Annotated in this window: 18 protein-coding genes; 9 read left to right on the top strand and 9 right to left on the bottom strand. The window is 73.9% G+C overall.

Annotation, left to right across the window (positions count from 1 at the left end; translation table 11 throughout):
- Window positions 1-111: 111 nt before the first annotated feature.
- Window positions 112-1,122, bottom strand: coding sequence for an alcohol dehydrogenase catalytic domain-containing protein (locus Sm713_RS06105; protein ID WP_212908632.1), 1,011 nt, complete (start codon window positions 1,120-1,122; stop codon window positions 112-114).
- Between the two features lie 329 nt (window positions 1,123-1,451).
- Window positions 1,452-2,753: an aromatic acid exporter family protein gene (locus Sm713_RS06100; protein ID WP_212908631.1), complete on the bottom strand. Its 1,302-nt coding sequence runs from the start codon at window positions 2,751-2,753 to the stop codon at window positions 1,452-1,454.
- 274 nt (window positions 2,754-3,027) lie between these two features.
- On the opposite strand from Sm713_RS06100, the gene Sm713_RS06095 reads away from it, so the two are divergent.
- Complete coding sequence (locus Sm713_RS06095) at window positions 3,028-3,723, top strand: hypothetical protein (protein WP_212908630.1); 696 nt, start codon at window positions 3,028-3,030, stop codon at window positions 3,721-3,723.
- Window positions 3,724-3,958: 235 nt separating this feature from the next.
- Complete coding sequence (locus tag Sm713_RS06090) at window positions 3,959-5,524, top strand: FMN-binding glutamate synthase family protein (protein WP_212908629.1); 1,566 nt, start codon at window positions 3,959-3,961, stop codon at window positions 5,522-5,524.
- Window positions 5,525-5,530: 6 nt separating this feature from the next.
- Here Sm713_RS06090 and Sm713_RS06085 read toward each other — a convergent pair whose 3' ends face one another.
- On the bottom strand, window positions 5,531-5,698 hold the full coding sequence (locus Sm713_RS06085; protein WP_212908628.1) for a hydrophobic protein: 168 nt from the start codon (window positions 5,696-5,698) through the stop codon (window positions 5,531-5,533).
- Between the two features lie 331 nt (window positions 5,699-6,029).
- On the bottom strand, window positions 6,030-7,274 hold the full coding sequence (locus Sm713_RS06080; RefSeq protein ID WP_212908627.1) for a cytochrome P450: 1,245 nt from the start codon (window positions 7,272-7,274) through the stop codon (window positions 6,030-6,032).
- 313 nt (window positions 7,275-7,587) lie between these two features.
- Here Sm713_RS06080 and Sm713_RS06075 point away from each other — a divergent pair, with 313 nt between their 5' ends.
- Both Sm713_RS06075 and Sm713_RS06070 read left to right on the top strand, forming a co-directional pair.
- The gene (locus Sm713_RS06075) at window positions 7,588-7,812 is read left to right on the top strand and encodes an EF-hand domain-containing protein (protein ID WP_212908626.1); all 225 of its coding nucleotides are present in this window, start codon (window positions 7,588-7,590) and stop codon (window positions 7,810-7,812) included.
- 357 nt (window positions 7,813-8,169) lie between these two features.
- The gene (locus Sm713_RS06070; RefSeq protein ID WP_212908625.1) at window positions 8,170-9,285 is read left to right on the top strand and encodes a hypothetical protein; all 1,116 of its coding nucleotides are present in this window, start codon (window positions 8,170-8,172) and stop codon (window positions 9,283-9,285) included.
- 135 nt (window positions 9,286-9,420) lie between these two features.
- On the opposite strand, the gene Sm713_RS06065 is transcribed toward Sm713_RS06070, so the two are convergent.
- From Sm713_RS06065 to Sm713_RS06055, 3 genes are all read right to left on the bottom strand, one after another.
- Window positions 9,421-10,158 (bottom strand): SDR family NAD(P)-dependent oxidoreductase, encoded by a 738-nt coding sequence (locus Sm713_RS06065; RefSeq protein ID WP_249416130.1) that lies wholly within the window; start codon window positions 10,156-10,158, stop codon window positions 9,421-9,423.
- 8 nt (window positions 10,159-10,166) lie between these two features.
- A complete protein-coding gene (locus Sm713_RS06060) occupies window positions 10,167-11,366 on the bottom strand; it encodes a cysteine desulfurase-like protein (RefSeq protein ID WP_212908624.1) in 1,200 nt (399 codons plus the stop codon).
- A 136-nt stretch (window positions 11,367-11,502) separates the two neighbouring features.
- The gene (locus Sm713_RS06055) at window positions 11,503-12,144 is read right to left on the bottom strand and encodes a TetR/AcrR family transcriptional regulator (RefSeq protein WP_212908623.1); all 642 of its coding nucleotides are present in this window, start codon (window positions 12,142-12,144) and stop codon (window positions 11,503-11,505) included.
- A gap of 75 nt (window positions 12,145-12,219) precedes the next feature.
- On the opposite strand from Sm713_RS06055, the gene Sm713_RS06050 reads away from it, so the two are divergent.
- The 3 genes from Sm713_RS06050 (at window position 12,220) to Sm713_RS06040 (ending at window position 14,150) form a co-directional block, all read left to right on the top strand.
- Window positions 12,220-12,873 carry a DUF998 domain-containing protein gene (locus tag Sm713_RS06050; protein ID WP_212908622.1) on the top strand — a complete coding sequence of 218 codons (654 nt, stop codon included), beginning with the start codon at window positions 12,220-12,222 and terminating at the stop codon, window positions 12,871-12,873.
- Window positions 12,870-13,313: a YdeI/OmpD-associated family protein gene (locus Sm713_RS06045; protein WP_212908621.1), complete on the top strand. Its 444-nt coding sequence runs from the start codon at window positions 12,870-12,872 to the stop codon at window positions 13,311-13,313. Before Sm713_RS06050 ends, Sm713_RS06045 begins: the two co-directional genes overlap by 4 nt.
- Window positions 13,314-13,412: 99 nt before the next feature.
- The gene (locus Sm713_RS06040; protein ID WP_212908620.1) at window positions 13,413-14,150 is read left to right on the top strand and encodes a B3/4 domain-containing protein; all 738 of its coding nucleotides are present in this window, start codon (window positions 13,413-13,415) and stop codon (window positions 14,148-14,150) included.
- Between the two features lie 69 nt (window positions 14,151-14,219).
- On the opposite strand, the gene Sm713_RS06035 is transcribed toward Sm713_RS06040, so the two are convergent.
- Together Sm713_RS06035 and Sm713_RS06030 are read right to left on the bottom strand one after the other, a co-directional pair.
- Entirely contained in the window at window positions 14,220-14,930 is a 711-nt protein-coding gene (locus Sm713_RS06035; RefSeq protein WP_249416129.1) for a GntR family transcriptional regulator, read from the bottom strand.
- Between the two features lie 27 nt (window positions 14,931-14,957).
- Window positions 14,958-15,695 carry an aspartate/glutamate racemase family protein gene (locus Sm713_RS06030; protein WP_212908619.1) on the bottom strand — a complete coding sequence of 246 codons (738 nt, stop codon included), beginning with the start codon at window positions 15,693-15,695 and terminating at the stop codon, window positions 14,958-14,960.
- A 425-nt stretch (window positions 15,696-16,120) separates the two neighbouring features.
- On the opposite strand from Sm713_RS06030, the gene Sm713_RS06025 reads away from it, so the two are divergent.
- Together Sm713_RS06025 and Sm713_RS06020 are read left to right on the top strand one after the other, a co-directional pair.
- Entirely contained in the window at window positions 16,121-17,134 is a 1,014-nt protein-coding gene (locus Sm713_RS06025) for a D-2-hydroxyacid dehydrogenase (protein ID WP_212908618.1), read from the top strand.
- Window positions 17,131-18,636, top strand: coding sequence for an amidase (locus tag Sm713_RS06020; protein ID WP_212908617.1), 1,506 nt, complete (start codon window positions 17,131-17,133; stop codon window positions 18,634-18,636). The genes Sm713_RS06025 and Sm713_RS06020 overlap by 4 nt, the downstream gene beginning before the upstream one ends.
- Window positions 18,637-18,827: the final 191 nt, after the last annotated feature.

Genomic DNA, 18,827 nt, shown 5'->3' with positions numbered 1-18,827 from the left:
CCGGCGTGCTGTCACCGGCGGCGCCCTGTCGTCCGCGGCGTCCTGCCGTCCGCGGCGTCCTGCCGTCCGCGGCGTCCTGCCGTCGGCGACGTCCTGCCGTCGGCGGCCGGGTCAGAAGGTGATCACGGCGCGACCGCCGGACCACGTGCCCTCGACCATCCGGGAGAGGGTGGCCGGTGCGTCGTCGAGGGGGATCGGGACGATGTCCGGCAGGATCTGGTGCTGGGTGGCGAAGTCGACGGTGGCCCGGGTGTCCTGCGGGGAGCCGGACGGCGAGGCCATGACATGCAGCCGGTTGAGGATCATCGGCTGGGTCGGCAGCTCCAGCTGGTCGGGACCGTAGCCGAGCAGCACGAGCATGCCGTCGGGCGCCAGACCGCCCAGGGTCGCCGCGGCCGCGGCGGTGGACGGCGTGCCGTTGATCACGAAGTCGGCCCCGTAGCCCCAGGCCTTGAGCGCTTCGGCCGGGTTCTGGTCCGCGGTGGCGATGAAACGCTCCGCGCCCAGCTCCTTCGCCCGCTCCTCGCTGCGGTGCGAGCGGCCCAGCACGGCCACGCGGGCGCCCATGGCGACGGCGAACTTCACCACCAGGCTCCCGATGGCGCCGGCACCGAGCACCGCCACCCTGGAGTTCTCACTGACCCCGGCCCTGCGCAGGCCGTTGTAGGCGGTCAGGCCCGCGCACATCAGCGGGGCCCCTGCGACGGGGTCGAAGCCGGCGGGCAGCGGCGTCACGAAGCCCTCGCGGAACAGCGCGTACTCCGCGTAGCCGCCGTTGGTGACGATGCCGGTGATGCGCTTGTTCGGGCAGAGGATCTGCTCGCCGCGGGCGCAGTAGTCACAGCGCATGTCCGAGTCGTAGAGGAACTGCGCCCCCACCGCAGTCCCCTTCTCCGGCCAGGTGACGCCCTCGCCCAGCTCGTCGACGATCCCGCTCACCTCGTGCCCGGGGATGGTCGGGAACTTCGCGAACGGGTATTCGCCCTTGACCAGGGTGACCTCGGAGGCACACATCCCGCAGGCGACCATCTTGACCAGGATCTCCCCCGGCCCGGGGTGTGGTACGTCGCGTTCCGTGAGTTCCAGTTCGGTACCGGGACCGGGCAGTACGGCTGCACGCATGAGAACTCCTCACAGCTGCGACGGCCTGACCGGACCCGGCCTCACCTGCTCGATCGGGTCGCCCGCCCGGCCCTGGACCCGGGACCGGGCCAGGGATCCAGCGCCTCCATCAGGCCGTGGGACGGTTTTCGCAGGTCATACGGTTTTCGGCGTCCGCGGACGCCCCATGTAGTCCAGAGTGAGCCCGTCCGAAATATCCGGTCCAATACCTTTTATGCATCGATCGGGCCGGGGCGCCTCACGGACCCCGGGCACCCTGCCCCACGGACCGGGCACCCTGCCGCACGGACCGGGTCACCCTCACTCGTCGCCTCACCGGACGGGGCGCCTCAGGAGGGCGGTGATCCCTCGGTGCCGGCCGCGGCGGGAACGGCGGCGGCCTCCGGGTCGTCCGCCGCGGTGGGGTCGTCGTCGGGCCGGGCGGCGTCCCGCGGGGCCAGCACGGACAGCAACTGGGTGCTCTCCACGAGGAGTTCCCCAGGGACCGCGGCGGCCGGCCCCGGCCGCTCGGCGAAGTCCGCGGCCAGCCGGTCGTGGATCCGCCAGGCCTCGTCACGGGCCCGGCCGAGCCGGTCGGAGGCCATGGGGTGGCCCGGCACCGGCTCCGTGCGGGAGCCCTCGCCGGGGTCCGGGCCGTGCGGCGGTCCGGGGTCCGCACCGGCCCGGAGCAGCCGCGCCTCCGCCTCGCAGAGGACCGCCGCCCGCTCGACCAGCTCCGCGTACCGGGCGAGGAACGCCGGCCTCGGTACGGTCAGCCGGGCGCGCTCGCCCGTCGTGCAGTCCAGGGTGCGGGTGACGGTGCCCAGGTGGACGGCGATCTTCTCCCAGCGGGCGTCGTGCTCCACCGCCGGGGGCGCCGTCCCGGTCCGGCGCATCCGGGCGCCGGGGTTGGCCCGGGAGCTCTCCGCCGTCCACCGCCGGGCCGCGGCGACCGCGTCCGGGATCCGCGCGAGGCGGCGGGCCCGGTCGTGCCAGGCCGCGGCGTCCGAGGCGGACCACTCCCCGGCCAGCGCACCGGCCATCGCGTGCAGCAGTTCCGCACTGTCGAAGGGCATGCGGTGCAGTTGCGCGCGCACGTCGCGCAACCGCACCGGAGGAAGGACGAAGGCGTTGACGGCGATGCCGAGGGCAGCCCCGATCAGCGTCTCCAGCAGCCGGTGGCCCACCTCGAAGGGCGAGTACGCGCCATCCGTGATCACGAAGAGCGCGGTGGTCGCCCCGTAGAGGCCCTGCGTCCCGAACTGGTGGTGGCTGCCGAACAGCACCATCACCGGCAGGGCGATCAGCATCGCCCCGAGGGTGCTGCCGCCGGTCGCCGCCATCGCCGCGGTGGCCCAGAGCGTGCCGGCCATGATGACGGCGAGCTGCTGGAGCCCGGAGCGGAACGAGCGGTAGACGGTGGCCTCGACGAGGGTGAGGGCGGTCCAGGGGGCGAGCATGGCCAGCGGCGCCCTGAGCCACCAGCCGGTCAGCGCCCACGCGGCCACCGCCGCGCCGGCCGCCTTGCACGACTGCACCGCGGTGTCCCGCTCGGGACCCGGGCCGCTCATCGCGCGGCGCGCACCGCGGTGCAGGTGCGCCAGCTCGGCGCGGAGCCTTCTGCCCGCGGCCAGCGGCCGCCTGGCCGTCATCGATGCGGTCAGCTTCCCCTCCTCCTCTCATCGAAGCCGCACGGGCCGCGCGACGGACGGCGCGCGGTGGGGGTGTTCGGAGCGTGCCGGGTGCCCCCGGGCGGGACGCGGAAACGGCACGCCGCCTGTGACGGCCACCACCGGACGGCGCCACCTCCCGTGCGCCGGGCCCGAGTTGGCGGGTCCGGCGGGCACGGGATGGAGCGTGCGGGCACGGGAAGGGGCGTCGGGGAACGGAGGAGTGGCGCCGCGTCCCGCTGGATAGGGTGACGGGATGCAGAGCAGGGGGACGACACTCAGGTTCGCGGCGGTGCTGGCCGCTTCGGCGCTGGCACTCACCGGCTTCACGACCCGCAGCGGCCATGGCGGACACGGCGGGCACGTCGGCCACGCCGGACATGGCGGGTACGGACACAGCAGCAGCTCGGGCGGGGGCGGGTGCAGCAGCTCGCACCAGGACCACGACAGCTCCTCGTCGGCGTCCGGCGGCTCCTCGTCGTCCTCGGGCGGCGTCTTGGACGACGGCACGTACGGCAGCGGCACGACCACCGGGACGACCACCGGGACGTCCGGCTCCGGCACCGGCGACGACACCTCCGGCGGCACCGGCGGCCGCACGGGCACCACGAGCGGCGGCACCTACCGGCACCCGACCCACCGCTCCACCTCGTCCGCGTCGCCCGGCGACGGCGCGCTGAAGGACGCGAAGGCCCGGCTCGTCCGGTGCGCCGACCGGAAGACCCCGTACGCGACCGCCGAGGTGGCCAACGGTAACTCCAGGTCGGCCAGCTTCTACGTCTCGGTGACCTTCGTGGACGCCGACGGCATCACCCTCACCGACCAGAGCGAGCAGGTCAGGGTGCCCGCCAGGGGCAAGGCGACGGTCAAGCTGGCGATCGGCGGCGAGGGCCTCGCGGAACTCGTCGACCACTGCGAGCTCGACCCGGCCGCCATCCCGGTGACCCGCTGACCCGCTGGGGCTCCTGCTCCCACCCGCGGCCGGCGCCGGGAGCGGGGCGCGCGCACGGCGGGGCCCGGCGGCGGGTAGCCCGTTGCGCGGGTGTGTCTTGTCACACCGGGGATGGCTGCGACGGCTCGGGAAGACGCAGCACTATGCAGGGGAATGTTCCGTCGGCGGCGCGGGCCGGCGGCGGTGGGAGTGCAGGGCGCGAGGAAGGGCCTCCGTGGTGGCCAGATTCATATGCATGGCAGGGGTGGCGTGTGCCACGGTCGCCGCGGTGGCACTGGCGCTGATCGCCACACCGTGGTGGTGGGTGCCGGCCGGCGTCCTGCTGGCGCTGACCGCCGTGGGCGCGTGGGACCTGCTCCAGCGGCGGCACTCCGTGCTGCGCAACTACCCGGTCCTCGGCCACCTGCGCTTCCTGATGGAGGCCCTGCGGCCCGAGCTCCAGCAGTACTTCATCGAGCGCAACTACGACGGGCGCCCCTTCGACCGCGATGTGCGGTCCCTGGTGTACCAGCGGGCGAAGGGCACGGACGCCGAGGAGCCGTTCGGCACCGAACGCGACGTCTACGCCGACGGGTACGAGTTCCTGGTCCCCTCGATGGCGCCGAAGCCCGTGCCGGACAAGGCACCGACCGTGCGCGTCGGCGGCCCGGACTGCACGCGGCCCTACGACATGGCGCTGCTGAACGTCTCGGCCATGAGCTTCGGGTCGCTCTCCGCCAACGCGATCCTCGCCCTCAACAACGGCGCCGCGCGGGGCGGCTTCGCACACGACACCGGTGAGGGCGGCCTGTCCGAGTACCACCTGCGGCACGGCGGCGACCTGATCTGGGAGATAGGCACCGGCTACTTCGGCTGCCGCACCCAGGGCGGCCGCTTCGACGAGAAGGAGTTCGCGGCCAAGGCCGCGCACGAGCAGGTCAGGTGCGTGTCCCTGAAGCTTTCCCAGGGGGCCAAGCCCGGCATCGGCGGCGTGCTGCCCGGCGGCAAGGTGAACGCCGAGATCGCGCGCGTCCGCGAGGTGCCGCAGGGCCGGACGGTGATCTCACCCCCGTACCACGAGGTCTTCTCCACGCCCCGCGAGCTGGTCCGCTTCGTGGCCCGGATGCGGGAGCTGGCCGGCGGCAAGCCGACCGGGTTCAAGCTCTGCCTCACCTCGCGCCGGCAGTTCCTCGCCGTGTGCAAGGCGATGCTGGACGAGGACGTCACACCGGACTTCATCGTGGTGGACGGCGCCGAGGGCGGCACCGGCGCGGCGCCGCTGGAGTTCGCCGACCACCTGGGCACCCCGCTCACCGAGGGCCTGACCACGGTGCACAGCGCGCTGGTCGGCACCGGCCTGCGGGAGCGGATCAGGATCGGCGCGAGCGGGAAGGTCGCCACCGGCGCGGACATCGTCAAGCGACTCATCCAGGGCGCGGACTACACCAACGCCGCCCGGGCCATGATGTTCGCGGTCGGCTGCATCCAGGCCCAGCGCTGCCACACCAACGCCTGCCCCGTGGGGGTGGCCACCCAGGACCCGAGGCGGGCGCGGGCGCTGGACGTCACCGAGAAGTCGGAACGCGTGCACCGCTTCCAGGCGGCCACCGTGCACGGGGCCATGCAGATCATGGCGTCGATGGGGATCACGGACCCGGCGGACCTGCGTCCGCACATGCTGCGCCGGCGGGTGGACGTCACCACCGTGCTCTCGGGTACGGAGCTGTACGACCTGCTGGAGCCGGGTCAGTTGCTCGCCGAGCCGCCCCGCGGCTGGGCCGACGACTGGGCGGCGGCGGACCCGGACGAGTTCACGGTCTGATCGGCGTCACCACCGGTACCAGCGCCGGCGACTGCCGCCCTCCACCGAGCGGAAGACGAAGCCGAGCAGCCATATCACCAGCACGGCCAGCGCGACCCACCAGAGCAGCTTCACCGCGAAGCCGACTCCGAAGAGAAGCAGCGCGAGCACCAGCACCAACAGCAGTGGACCCATTGTTCGTTCACCTCCGGTCATGTCGTACGCCTACGGCCGCTTCATGCATATTCGGGTGTAACTCCCTTTACCGGCCGTATCGTACGCCTATGGTCGTGTCTTTCTTGTTCGGTTCTTGCGGGTGCCCGCTCGTGGGGAGTCCATGCACCGTTCGTGAGCGTGACGTGAACGCCCGTGTCCCTGCCGCCTGTTGCGACTCCCGTACCAGCGGGTTCGGCCGTCGGCGGGTCGGACGGGTCCGCGGCGGGATCCACGGTGACGTTCACGCGGGGTCCACGGTGACGTTCACGCGGGGTCCACGGTGACGTTCAGGCGAGGTCCGCGGTGACGTTCAGGCTGAGTCGAGGGTGACGGTGAAGTCCCGGAGCTCGTAGCTGCGAATGGCCGGCCTGAACGCGACGCGCGGCTCGGAGCGCATCCGCAGGCCGGGCTCGGCGAAGAGGCGGGAAAGGAAGACGTCGGTCTCCAGCACGGCGATGTCGGCGCCCGGGCAGCGGTGGGGGCCGTCGCCGAACGACAGCACGGGCGGTGCGGCGGCGGCTCCGGACGCCCGGCCGGGACAGAGGCGTTCCGGATCCGGGCCGACGGCGCCCGGGTCGGCGTTGGCGCTGTCCAGGTGGACCTCCACCAGCACACCGGCCGGCAGGGTCACGGGCCGGGGGCCGGTGCCGTCGCCCGGCTCGGGGGCGGGCAGGTCGACGGGGGCGGTGGTGCGGCGGCGGAGCATCGCGATGACGGGTTCGAGGCGCAGGATCTCGTGCAGCAGGGCCAACCGCTCGGGCTCGTCCGCCGCCCGGTAGCGCGCGAGCAGGTCCGCGTCCGTGAAGAGGTGCCAGGCCGCGACGCCCACGAACTCCCTGGTGGTGACCATGCCCGCGGCGGCGAACGTCAGGCACTCGCCGAGGATCTCGCCGGCCGAGCAGCCCTCGTCCAGCAGGTGCGAGATGAGGTCGTCGCGCCGCCGGGCGCGCCGGGCCCGGATCGCGGGGCGGACGTCCGCGTAGTACATCCGCAGCCAGTTGGCGTTCTGGCGCACCATCCAGCGCAGCCCGCTCAGGCTGGTGAAGCCCGGGGTGCCGAACTCCTCGGGGAAGAAGGCCTCCAGCCGGCGCTGGATTCCGGGCCTGCTCCCGGTCAGGCCGATGACCGCGGAGGCCACCTCGATGGCGAGCCGGAAGCCGAGGTGGGACAGGTCGGCCTCGCCCGCGGCGCGCAACGCGGCGAGCTGCGCGCCGGCGACCCGCTCCATGATCGGGCGGTAGTACTCCAGGACCCGCCGCGGGGTGAAGAAGCGGGCCGTCTGGCGGCGGTGCTCGCGGTGCTCGGGCCCGTCCCGGTAGAGCACGGGGCGCCGGAAGGCCGCCGGCATCCGCTCCATCGTCTCGATGCCGAGACCCGCCTGCACCGTGTCGGTACTGCGCAGCACGGCCCGCGCCGCCGCGTACCCGCGCACCTGCCAGACGCCGTCCGGGCCCTGGCGCACCGGACACCGCCCGGCGTCCCTGCCCTCGGCGGGCGCTCCGGGCGCCGCGCTCCACCGGATCTTGCGCCGCCCGCCCAGCTCCCCCTCGGCCATCCGTGGCACCTCCCCCACCCAGGTCGAGCCCGGCCGCCGCCCCCGCGGGGCCCGACCTCCGTACCGTACGGCGCGCACGACGGTCCGTCAGGGGCGCGCGTCGGCCACCCTGAGCGAAGGGATCTGGCCGATCGGGGCGGCAGGATCCGGTCAATCGGGGCAGCGGGTCCCGGAGCGGCCGGTGGGACGGGAGTGACGGGAGTGACGGGCGGGACGGGAGTATTGGAGCGAGGCCCAGGCGCCCGGCCGAGCGGGAGCCGTCTAAGCTGTGCGGCCGTTGATCCAGTGATCCGCGTACCCGGGAGTGGTGACAGTGGCCGGTATCGAAACGGCACGCACGGTGTTCGACAGCTTCGACGTCAACAAGGACGGCTTCCTCACGTCGGCCGAGTTCCAGCAGGTCATGAAGGAACTCGGCGCCGCGGACCTCACCCTTGAGCAGGCGCAGGCGCTTCTCGACCGGCAGGACGCCGACGGCGACGGCACGGTCTCGTTCGAGGAGTTCTGGGCGGCGTACCAGCGCAGCGGGCGCGCCTAGGGTCTTTCGCGTGCCGCTTGCCGCCGGCTCCCCGCTCCGCCCGTGCGCGTGGCCGGCGGCCGAACACCGTGCACGCCCTGGCCCCGCCGAGCGCCACGGTTGAGAGGGATGGGCGCAGGAAAGTGTTCTGGGGGCTGACGGGCGGCGGTGGCACTCGGCCTCCACCCGTCAGAACTCGGAACGCCCGCACCTCGGCACCTCGCACCTCGGCACCTCGGCACCTCGCACCTCGGCACCTCGCGCCTCCGCACCTCGCGCCTCCGCACCTCCGCACCTCCGCACCTCCGCACCTCCGCAGCGCATGCGTAATCCGTTCCGTACCGGTAAGCACCTCACCTCCGCGTGAAAGGCTCTCCGTTGCCCAGACCCACCACGCACCGCAGCGCACGTTCCCTCTCCGCCGGTGTCGCGGCCTGTGCCGTGGCCCTCGCCCTGGCCTCTTCGGCGGCGCCCGCCCTGGCCGGCCCCGGCGCGCCGCCGGCCGGCTCCGGCGCGGCGCTCCTTCCCCCGGCGGCTCCGGGCACCGCCGGCCCGGCAGGGCCCCAGGACCACCACCTGCCGGGCGTGCCTGGCACCAGACCGGCCGCCCAGCAGGCCGCGGTCACGGCCACCTGGGCCACCATCCCCGCGTACCCGACCCGTATAGAGGACAACGTTGTCGGCAACGACGGCGGCACCCTCTACTCGGTGGCCGGCTACGCGGGCACGTCCAGGACGAGCGCGATGTACTCGTACACCCCCGGCGGCGCCTGGAAGCCGCGCGCGAGCATCCCGGTGTCGACGGTGAACGGCTCCGGCGCGTTCATGGGCGGCCGGTTCTACGTCACCGACGGCTGGGGCCCGGACGGCTCGCCGTCCGCCGCGCTGAACGTCTACGACCCCGGCACCGACACCTGGACCGCCGGCGCGTCCACCCCGGCACCGGTCGCCGCGGCCGGGACGGCGGTCCTGGACGGGGCGCTGTACACCGTCGGCGGCTGCACGGGCACCGGCTGCACCACGACCAATGCCGTGAGCGCCTACGACTCGGCGACCGGCACCTGGTCCAGGAAGGCGAGCTACCCGGTGAAGGCCGCCTACGTGGCCTGCGCGGGCCTGGCCGGCAGGGTCTACTGTGCGGGCGGCAACACCGGCACGTCCCAGCTGACCAGCACCTACGCCTACGAACCGGGACGCGACAAGTGGTCGTCCGTCGCCGCCCTCCCGGAGGACCTGTCGGCCTCCGGCTACGCCGCGGTCGGCGGCCGCCTCTACGTGCAGGGCGGGTTCGCCGGCAACGGCCTGACGGTGACCGACCGCGGCTACGCCTACGACCCGGCGACCGACACGTGGAGCACGCTGCCCGCAGCGGTCGCCCCGGCGGCGCGGGGCGGCTCGGCGTCCGGCGGATCGGCCTTCTACGTGATCGGCGGCCGTCCGACGCTCGACCCGGCCACGATCGGCAACACGTCCCAGGTGCTCACCACGGGCTGACGCGCCCCCGCGCCAGATCCCGCACCAACATCCCGCACCACGCCCTGCCCGCAGCACGCCCTGCCCGGACCGCTCTCGTGGGCGGCCCGGGCAGGTCCGGTGGGCGGCGGCAGGTCCGGCCCCGGGGTGCGGCACTCAACTCCGCAGGTAGGAAGCCCCGTTGACATCCACGATGGTCCCGCTCGCGAAGACCGCCCCGGGGGACGCCAGCCAGAGCACCGCGGACGCGACCTCCTCCGGGCGGGCCACCCTGCCGAACGGCGACTGCCGGCGCACCGCCTCGCCGTCCGGTCCTTCGAGGACCGAGCGGGCCATGTCGGTGTCCACGAAACCGGGGGCCACCGTGGCCACGCTGATGTTCCGGGGGGCGAGCGCCACCGCCATCGACTGGCCGAAGGAGTTCATGGCCGCCTTGGACGCGCCGTAGGCCGGGTGCTCGGGCTCGCCGCGGAACGCGCCGCGGCTGGAGACGTTGACGATCGCTCCGCCGCCCGCGGCCACCAGGTGCGGCACCGCGCAGTACGTGGCGTTGGCCGCGCCGGTGAGGTTGGTGGCGAGCGTGCTCGACCACACCGCCTGCCACTGCTCGTAGGAGGTGTCCAGCGGGGGGTGCGGCAGGAAGACGCCGGCGTTGTTGACCAGCACGTCGAGGCGGCCCAGCCCTTCGGCGGCGGCGTCCACGGCGCGGTGCACCGCGTCCGCGTCCGCCAGGTCCGCGCCGACGGCGAGGTGGCCCTCGCCGGGCAGCGACGCCGCCAGCTCCTCGGCCTCCCGCGCGGAGCGGTGGTAGTGCACCGCGACCCGTTCACCGCCCTGTGCGAACGCCTCGGCCACGGCCCGGCCGATGCCGCGGGAGGCGCCCGTGACCAGCACTCCCCGGTTTATCGGGCCACCTCCTCGACCCCGGCGAGCAGCCGCCGCACGTCCTCGCCGTCCGTGTACGGGGCGAGCCCGGCCCGCACGGCGCCCGTGTCGCCGAGCCCCATCCGGCGCGAGGCCTCCAGCGCGTAGAAGGTGCCGGCCGGCGCGTTCACGCCGAGCCGCGCGAGCCCCTCGTAGACCTCGCCGCCGGGTACGCCGGCCACGGAGAACAGCGCCGTGGGCGTGCGGCGGGCGGGGGTGCCGTGCAGCCGTACCCCGGCGATGTCCGACAGGCCCGCCATCAGCTCCGCGAAGAGCTTCTCCTCGTGCGCCTCCACGGCGCGCAGCGACTCCACGACCCGGCCCCGGCGGTCCGGCGCCGACGACGCGAGGGCGGCGAGGTAGTCCACCGCCGCGGTGGTGCCCGCGAGGATCTCGTACGGCAGGGTGCCCAGCTCGAAGCGCTCGGGCACGCTGTCGCTGGAGGGCAGCAGCTTGTCCGGGCGGAGTCCCTCCCAGAGCTCCGGGTCCGCGACGACCACACCGTGGTGCGGGCCGAAGAACTTGTACGGCGAGCAGGAGTAGAAGTCGGCACGCAGCGCGGCGACGTCCACCGGCGTGTGCGCCGTCAGGTGCACCCCGTCGGCGTACAGCAGGGCCCCGGTCTCGTGGACGGCGTCGGCGATGGCGGGTATGTCCGGGCGCGTTCCGACGAGGTTCGACGCCGCGGTGACCGCGACCAGCCTGGTCCGCCCTGAGAGCTCCGCCCGGACCGCGTCGGCGCTCAGCTCGCCGCTCTCGGGGTCGAACTCGGCCCACCGCACCGTCGCGCCGGATGCCTCGGCCGCCTGGATCCACGGCCTGATGTTCGCGTCGTGGTCGAGCCGGGTGACGACGATCTCGTCACCGGCCTCCCAGGTCCGCGCCAGCGCCCGGGAGACGTCGTACGCGGCCTGGGTGGCCGACCTGGTGAAGACCACGCCGCGCGGGTCGCAGCCGAGCAGATCCGCCATGGCCTGCCGGGCGTCCACGACGATCCGCTCGGCACGGCGCTCGGCGGCCGTCACCGCGCCGCGGTTGGAGACACCCGAGCACATCGCCGCGGCCATCGCCTCCGCGACCTGCCGCGGCACCTGGGTGCCGCCCGGCCCGTCGAAGTAGGCCACGCCCTGCTGGAGGGCGGGGAAGTCGGTACGGATCCTGGAGACGTCGTAGCTCATGGGCCCCATCCTGCCCGCCCGCCTCCCACCCTGCCCATGCCCCGCATCACGGCCTGGCCGTGTGCCCCATCCCGGGCAGCGCATCCAGGGTTCAGCGGGTCGCGGTTCGCCTCACGTGCCCATGGGCTCCCGAAACTCACGAGGCCCGTGCGCCGTACGCCGCCAGGAACACCCGGACGCCGGCGTCGGCCAGGCGGTTCGACTCGGCGTTCGTGAGGCGTTCGGTGTCGGCGCCGAACATGGCGCGGTCCAGGGGCGTTCCGAAGATCAGGAAGGCGAAATGCCCGGCCGCCACCATCGGATCCGCCACCCGTAGCAGCCCGCGCTCGTCCAGTTCGCGGAAGTGCGAGGCCAGGATCTCCAGCGTCCGCTGGACGGTCCGCTCGTAGTAGCTCCGCGCCAGTTCGGGGAACCTGTTCGCCTCGGCGAGCACGAGCCGGCGCAGTTGCAGCACCTCAGGCCGGACCACGGTCGCGATGTACCGCCGCCCGAGCTCGCCCAGGTCCCTCTCCAGGTCCTCGGTGCCGCCGAGCGCACGGGCGGCCTGCTCGGCGAACCCTTCGACGCGGTCGGTGATGCCGAGGACGATGTCGCCGAAGAGCCGTTCCTTGTCGGCGAAGTTCTTGTACACGGTCTGCTTGGACACGGCTGCCACGGCCGCGATCTCGTCCATGCTCGTGCCCTGGTAGCCGCTGCGCAGGAACAGGGTCGTGGCGGCTTCCATGATCGACCTGCGTTTGCGGGCCGACCGTCCTTCCTCAGACGCGACGGTGTCCATGGGCATCAGAGTACTGGACTGCCCAGTACCCGAGTGGGTACTGTGCCGTCCAGTACCGAACGGGGAGGGGTACCGATGAGCAGCACGGCCGTCGCCGGCCCGGCGAGATCCGCAGCGAGATCCGCTCTGCTGGCCTGCGGCATCGCCGCCGGACCGCTCTATGTCGGGGCGGCCCTGGTCCAGGGACTCACCCGCGAGGGCTTCGACCTGGCCCGGCACGACGTCAGCCAGCTCGCCATCGGCGATCTCGGCTGGATCCAGATCGCGAACTTCCTGGTGAGCGGGCTGCTGGTGATCGCCTGCGCCATCGGCCTACGGAGCATGGAGCGGCCGGAGAGCGGCGGGACCTGGGGCCCGCGCCTGCTCGCCGGCTACGGCGCCGGGGTGATGATCGCCGGGGTCTTCCCCGCCGATCCCGCCGACGGCTTCCCGCCGGGCACGCCGGAGGGCGCGGCCCCGGACATCAGCTGGCACGGCTTGGCGCACCTCGGCTTCGCCGCGCTCGGATTCCTCTCGCTGGTCGCCGCCTGCTTCGCGTTCGCCCACCACTTCGGCAGGGGCGGACACCGTGGTTGGGCGGTCTACTCGCGGCTCACGGGAGTGCTGTTCCTCGCCGGTCTCGCCGGGACGGCCAGTCCCGTCGGAGTGCTCGCCCTGTGGATCGGGGTGCTCCTCGCCTGGACCTGGATCGCCCTTGTCGCCCGCCTGAACAGAGAGGCAGCGTCGTGAGATTCCGAGCCACCGTCCAGCTCTCCGGCAAGACGGCGACCGGCATTCCCGTGCCGCCGGAGGTCGTCGCCGGCCTCGGCGGCGGCAGGAGGCCGCCGGTCCGGGTCACCGTGGGCGGCCACACCTACCGCAGCAGTGTCGCCATGATGGGCGGGCGGTACCTGGTCAGCCTCAGCGCGGACAACCGCGCGAAGGCCGGTGTGGCGGCCGGAGACGAGGTCGAGGTGGACCTCCAGCTCGACACCGCGCCCCGCGAGGTCGCCGTGCCCGCCGATCTCACGGCGGCGCTGGACGCGGACGCCAGAGCGTTCTTCGACGGACTGTCCTACAGCGGCAAGCGCCGGGTCGTCGAGCCCGTGGAGGCCGCCAGGACGGCCGAGACCAGGCAGCGGCGCATCGCCAAGGCCGTCACCGCTCTGCGCGCGGGCAAGGTGCCCTGATGCCGCGACCGGACGGGTTCATCGACCTCACCACCAGGTGGAGCGGAGCGCTGATTGCCTAGGGTTGGCGGTGCACGACACCTGCCCATGGGAGTACCGATGCCGCCCACCACCGCCCCTCTCGAAACCTGGCTCGCCGAGGCCTCCGTGGCGCACGGCGTCGTCGCGCTGCGTCCCGACTACCGGGCGCTGCTCGTGGCCGTCGACGGGCTGCGACCCGGTCCCAGTGACGAGGTCAGCGACCGCCTGCTGGCCGGGGCCGAGAGGATCGCGCGGGAGCGGGCCGCCGGGCGGCCCCTCGCGGAGGAGCCGCGGATCGTGGCGTGGCACGAGGCGTTCCGGGCCGCGGGGATGAAGCCCAAGCGGACGCGTCCCAGCGTCGAGGCGCTGCTGCGCCGGATCGACGCGGGGCTGCCGCGGATCGACCGGATCACCGACGTCTACAACGCCGTCTCCGTCGCCCACGTCCTCCCGCTGGGCGGCGAGGACATCGACTGCTACTCCGGCGCGCCCCGGCTCCTGCGGGCGACCGGCGAGGAGCGCTTCGAGACCACGGCGTCCGGCGAACCGGTCGTCGAGTCGCCCGAACCGGGCGAGGTGGTGTGGGCCGACGACCTCGGTGTGACCTGCCGGCGCTGGAACTGGCGGCAGTGCACGCGCACCCGGATCACCGGTGAGACCACCCGCGCGCTGTTCATCCTGGACGCGCTCGAACCGGTGGACGCAGCCGAGCTGGCCCTGGCCGGCGAGGAACTGGTGAGCGGGCTGCTCGAACTCGCCCCCGGCGCACGGGCGGTGACACGGCTGGTCACCGGAGAGCCGGCCGGGTCCGCCTGACACCGAGGACCGCGGTGGCCTCAAGAGCCACGGGTTCGGGGAGCGTTCAGGTCCGCCGCGGACCGGTCGTCACGCCCCGGTGGCCACCGCGGCGCCGGCGCCGTCCTCCGGTGCCGTCCCCGGCTCCTCGGTCAGCCTCTGGACGGCGTCCTGCATGTGCTCGTCCATCAGCCGCAGCAGCCGCTCCTCGTGGCCGTCGCGCATGGCGCGGATGATCTCCGCGTGCTCGTCGACCATGACGTCGGGCGCCTGGTACTTGTCCTGCAGCGCCGAGATGCACATGCGCGTCTCCACGAAGAGCGTCTGCGCCATGCGCGTCAGGCGGGGACTGCCGGACTCGTTGACGAGCATCTGGTGCAGCTCGGTGTCCGCGGCGCTGAGGGCGGCGTGGTCACCGCGCTTCGCGGCGTCCGCCATGGCCTTGTGCACGACCGAGAGCCGCTCCGCCGTGCCCTGGGGGTCACGGCGGAGGATGAGCCGGCAGGCGGCGGACTCGACGGACGTCCTCGCGACGTAGATGTCCCGTACGTCGTCCACCGTGAGGGTGGTCACGAAGACGCCGCGGTGCGGCTCGCTGTAGGCGATGCCCTGCTGCACGAGGCGCTGCATGGCCTCGCGCAGCGGGCCCCGGCTGACCCCCAGCTCCGCGGCCAGCTCCGCCTCTCCCAGCTGGGAGCCGGGCGCCAGCGTGCCGTCCATGATCGCCTCGGTGAGCTGCTGGGCGATCGAGATGGCGGCAGGCTCACGCCTGACAGGCTGCAACCGTCTGGCTCCCGGCATGTTCTCTCTCCTTCTCCTGCGCCCCCGTCACCGCTCCGGTGAAAGGAGCGTGGCCTGGCGGAACAGCCGCCCGAGACCCTCGCGCGGTGCGGTGTCCCCCGCGAGCCGCAGCCCTTCCCAGACGGTGACCTGGTTGGCCGTCAGCACGGGCTTGCCCACGGCCTCTTCCAGCTCATCCAGCCAGCCGGCCGTGTGCAGGGCGGTGTCCGGGAGCAGGACGGCTTCGGCGTCCTCGTGGTCGTTGGCCTTCGCCAGGTGGAGCACCTGCTCGCGGGAGAGCGTACCGACTTCAGCCGCCGTGATGATGCCTCGCCCCGAGACCTGCGCCACCCGCACCCCGGAGTCCTCCAGGAAGCGCACGAAGTATCCGGCGACGTCCTCCGGGTAGGTGGCGCCGATGGAGACGCTGCGCACGCCCAGCGCTTCGAGCGCGTGCGCGAAGGCGAAGGACGTGCTGGACGCCGGGACTCCGGCGGCCTGGGCGAGCTCCTCGGCCTGCTGGCTCGCGCCCCGCCGTCCGTAGATGAAGCTGGCACTGGTGCAGGCCCACACCACGGCGTCGACGTCGTACCGCTTGAGCTCTTCCAGGCCCTGGGTCAGGCGGTGGATGGCGCCCATCTCCAGGAGGGCGTCCACGCGGTGCGCGTCCTCGCCCATGTCCGTGTGCACCAGGGGGAGTCGCACCCCTGCGCCGATCAGACTCTCCAGCAGCGGGTAGTCGTCCTCGGCGGAGTAGCCGGGATAGAGGAAACCCACCGTCGTCATGCGGTCAGCCAACTGCGATCGCCCTCTCCAGACCGGACGGGCCGCGCTGACCGCGGCCCGTCGAACTCCACCTTCGTGCGCTGCCGGGGCGCCGTGCCGGACGGCACATCGACAACATGTAGATTGTTGACAATCCTACAGAGCCGACCCTACGGTGTCAATCGATACGGAGGCCTGGCCAGGCGGGAGACGCGGCGTTCCGGAGCGCCGCACGCCCCTTGCACGCGCCGGTCCGCGCCCACGTGCTACCGGCCCGCGCCCCCATGCGGAGGGGACGCGGCCGGCGCTCGTGCGGACGGCTCGTGCGGACGGCGCTCCGTGCGGACGTGCCACCCCACCCCGCCGCACCACGCGCACCCCCACCACGCACAGCGCACCACCCGCACCGCACCACCCCCCACCTCGCAGGGACCCGAAGGGCTGCCATGACAACGACCGAACTCCCCCTCGTCGTCGTACTCGGCGAGGAGGAGCCGCCGCTCCTCGGCCGCATCGAGGACCGTGCACGGCTGCGGCGGGTGGGCGAGGCGGACCTCGCCGGCGCGCTGCGCGAGGCCGACGCCCTGCTCGTGTGGGACTTCCTCACGGGTGCCCTGCCGGCCGCCTGGCCCGCGAGCGGGGGCCCGCGCTGGGTGCACACCGCGAGCGCCGGCGTGGACAGGCTGCTCTTCCCGGCGCTGCTGCACTCCGGCGCCGTGATCACCAACTCGCGCGGCGTCTTCGAGGAGCCGATCGCCGAGTACGTGGCGGGTCTCGTCCTCGCCATGGCCAAGGACCTGCCCGGCACCCTCGACCGCCAGCGCGCCCGCGTCTGGCAGCACCGGGAGACCGAGCGCGTGGCGGGCACCCGCGCGGTCGTGGTCGGCGGAGGGCCGATCGGCCGGGCCGTCGCCCGGGTGCTGCGGGCCCTCGGCCTGCGGGTCGCGCTGGTCTCCCGTTCCGCGCGCGAGGGTGACGCGGAGTTCGGCCGCGTGCACGGCTTCGGCGAGCTGGCCGGGCTGCTGCCGGAGGCGGACTGGGTGGTGAGCGCCGCGCCGTTGACGGCCGGGACCGCGGACATGTTCGACGCGGCGGCGTTCGCGCGGATGAAGCGCGGCGCCCGGTTCGTCAACGTCGGCCGCGGCCCGCTGGTCGTGGAGGACGACCTGGTGGCGGCCCTGCGGAGCGGCCGGCTCGGCGGCGCCGCGCTCGACGTCTTCCGCCAGGAGCCGCTGCCCGGGGACAGCCCCCTGTGGACCGTGCCGGGGCTGCTCGTCTCCCCGCACATGTCGGCCGACACGCACGGCTGGCTGGAGGACCTGGCGGAGCTCTTCCTCGCCAACTTCGCGCGCTGGGCCGCCGGCCGGCCGCTGCACAACGTCGTCGACAACACCTTGGGGTACGTGCCCGTGGGCGGCGCGCCGGACGACACCCCGCACACCGAGGAGGTCTCGCCATGACCGCACCCACCGACCAGGCCGCCGGCGCACGCCGGACGGAGGGGACCGGCGCGCAGGACGACCTGTGCGCGCGTACGGCAACGGAACTCCTCGCGGGCTACCGGGACGGAAGCCTCTCGCCCGTGGACGCCGTCGACGCCGTGCTCGCCCGCATCGACCGGCTCGACCCGCTGCTGAACTCCTACTGCCTCGTCGACCCCGAGGCGGCCCGCCGCGAGGCCGCCGCCTCCGCGGAGCGCTGGCGCCGGGGCGAGCCGTGCGGGCTGCTCGACGGGGTGCCGGTGTCCATCAAGGACCTGCTGCTGACGAAGGGGTGGCCCACGCTCCGCGGCTCCCTGAGCACGGACCCGGACGCGGCCTCCGATCAGGACGCGCCGGCGGTGGCGCGGCTGCGCGAGCACGGGGCGGTGCTCGTCGGGAAGACGACGACTCCGGAGTTCGGCTGGAAGGGCGTCACCGACGGGCCCCGGACCGGCATCACGCGCAACCCGTGGGACGTCACGCGGACGTCCGGCGGGTCGAGCGGCGGCAGCGCGGCCGCGGTCGCGGCCGGTCTCGCGCCGCTCTCCGTCGGCACCGACGGCGGCGGCTCGGTCCGCATTCCGGCCGCCTTCTGCGGGATCTTCGGTCTCAAACCCACGTACGGGCGCATCCCGCTCTACCCGGCGAGCCCCTTCGGCACGCTGGCGCACGCCGGGCCCATGACCCGTACGGTCGAGGACGCGGCGCTCATGATGGACGTGCTGTGCGGGGCCGACGACCGCGACTGGTCGGCGCTGGCGCCGTACGCGGGCGGCTTCCGCGCGGCCCTGGAGGGCGGGAACGGGGACGCGGCGGGCGTGCGCGGGCTGCGCGTCGCGTACAGCCCGGCGCTCACGAACGACCCCGCCGTGCCCGTCGACCCCGCTGTCGCCGCGCGCGTGCGGCACGCGGCCGACGTCCTGGCGGACCTCGGGGCCGAGGTCGAGGAGGCGGACCCCGGTTTCGCCGACCCGGTCGGGGCGTACCACACGCTGTGGTTCTCGGGCGCCGCCAAGGTCGTGGAGCACCTGACGCCGGAGCAGTTCGGGCGCCTCGACCCGGGGCTCCAGGAGGTGTGCCGGCTGGGCGGGTCGATGAGCGCGCTGGACTACCTGGGCGCCGTCGACGAGCGGATGGCGCTGGGCGTGCTGATGGGGCGCTTCCACCGGAGGTACGACCTGCTCCTCACGCCGGCGCTGCCCGGCACCGCGTTCGAGGCGGGCCACGAGGTCCCGCCCGGCAGCGGCCTGGCCAGGTGGACCGGCTGGACGCCCTTCAGCTACCCGTTCAACCTGACCCAGCAGCCGGCGGCCAGCGTGCCGTGCGGGACGGCCGCGGACGGGCTGCCGGTGGGCGCCCAGCTGGTCGCTGCCAGGCACCGGGACGACCTGGTGCTGCGCGCCTCGCACGCGCTGCTGACGGCGCTGGCGGCCGAGGGCACCGTCTCTCTCGCCCCGGTGACCCCTCGCCCACTGGCGTAAGGACTCACCCACCCTCTTGAGGGCTCCCCCACTGCCTTGAGGGTGGGGGGTAGCCCCAGAGGCACCCCCAGGCTGAGCGCCACGACCGGGGCCCGCACCGCCCGGCGCGGGGGGACGGGCGGTGCGACGGACGAGGGGCGGTGGTCCGGGATCTCCCCGGGCCACCGCCCCTCGTCATGTCACCGGCAGGC

Source organism: Streptomyces sp. TS71-3, from assembly GCF_018327685.1.
Classification (GTDB): Bacteria; Actinomycetota; Actinomycetes; order Streptomycetales; family Streptomycetaceae; genus Streptomyces.
The sequence above is the reverse complement of the archived record's forward strand: the minus strand, read 5'-3'. Positions and strand labels throughout refer to the sequence as shown.

What these genes read in the sequence shown, in the direction of transcription:
- Sm713_RS06085 (WP_212908628.1), bottom strand. Translation starts at nt 5,698, where the DNA reads ATGGGTCCACTGCTGTTGGTGCTGGTGCTCGCGCTGCTTCTCTTCGGA.
- Sm713_RS06095 (WP_212908630.1), top strand. Translation starts at nt 3,028, where the DNA reads ATGCAGAGCAGGGGGACGACACTCAGGTTCGCGGCGGTGCTGGCCGCT.
- Sm713_RS06050 (WP_212908622.1), top strand. Translation starts at nt 12,220, where the DNA reads ATGAGCAGCACGGCCGTCGCCGGCCCGGCGAGATCCGCAGCGAGATCC.
- Sm713_RS06040 (WP_212908620.1), top strand. Translation starts at nt 13,413, where the DNA reads ATGCCGCCCACCACCGCCCCTCTCGAAACCTGGCTCGCCGAGGCCTCC.
- Sm713_RS06020 (WP_212908617.1), top strand. Translation starts at nt 17,131, where the DNA reads ATGACCGCACCCACCGACCAGGCCGCCGGCGCACGCCGGACGGAGGGG.
- Sm713_RS06100 (WP_212908631.1), bottom strand. Translation starts at nt 2,753, where the DNA reads ATGACGGCCAGGCGGCCGCTGGCCGCGGGCAGAAGGCTCCGCGCCGAG.
- Sm713_RS06055 (WP_212908623.1), bottom strand. Translation starts at nt 12,144, where the DNA reads ATGGACACCGTCGCGTCTGAGGAAGGACGGTCGGCCCGCAAACGCAGG.
- Sm713_RS06035 (WP_249416129.1), bottom strand. Translation starts at nt 14,930, where the DNA reads ATGCCGGGAGCCAGACGGTTGCAGCCTGTCAGGCGTGAGCCTGCCGCC.
- Sm713_RS06030 (WP_212908619.1), bottom strand. Translation starts at nt 15,695, where the DNA reads ATGACGACGGTGGGTTTCCTCTATCCCGGCTACTCCGCCGAGGACGAC.
- Sm713_RS06060 (WP_212908624.1), bottom strand. Translation starts at nt 11,366, where the DNA reads ATGAGCTACGACGTCTCCAGGATCCGTACCGACTTCCCCGCCCTCCAG.
- Sm713_RS06025 (WP_212908618.1), top strand. Translation starts at nt 16,121, where the DNA reads ATGACAACGACCGAACTCCCCCTCGTCGTCGTACTCGGCGAGGAGGAG.
- Sm713_RS06105 (WP_212908632.1), bottom strand. Translation starts at nt 1,122, where the DNA reads ATGCGTGCAGCCGTACTGCCCGGTCCCGGTACCGAACTGGAACTCACG.
- Sm713_RS06090 (WP_212908629.1), top strand. Translation starts at nt 3,959, where the DNA reads ATGGCAGGGGTGGCGTGTGCCACGGTCGCCGCGGTGGCACTGGCGCTG.
- Sm713_RS06080 (WP_212908627.1), bottom strand. Translation starts at nt 7,274, where the DNA reads ATGGCCGAGGGGGAGCTGGGCGGGCGGCGCAAGATCCGGTGGAGCGCG.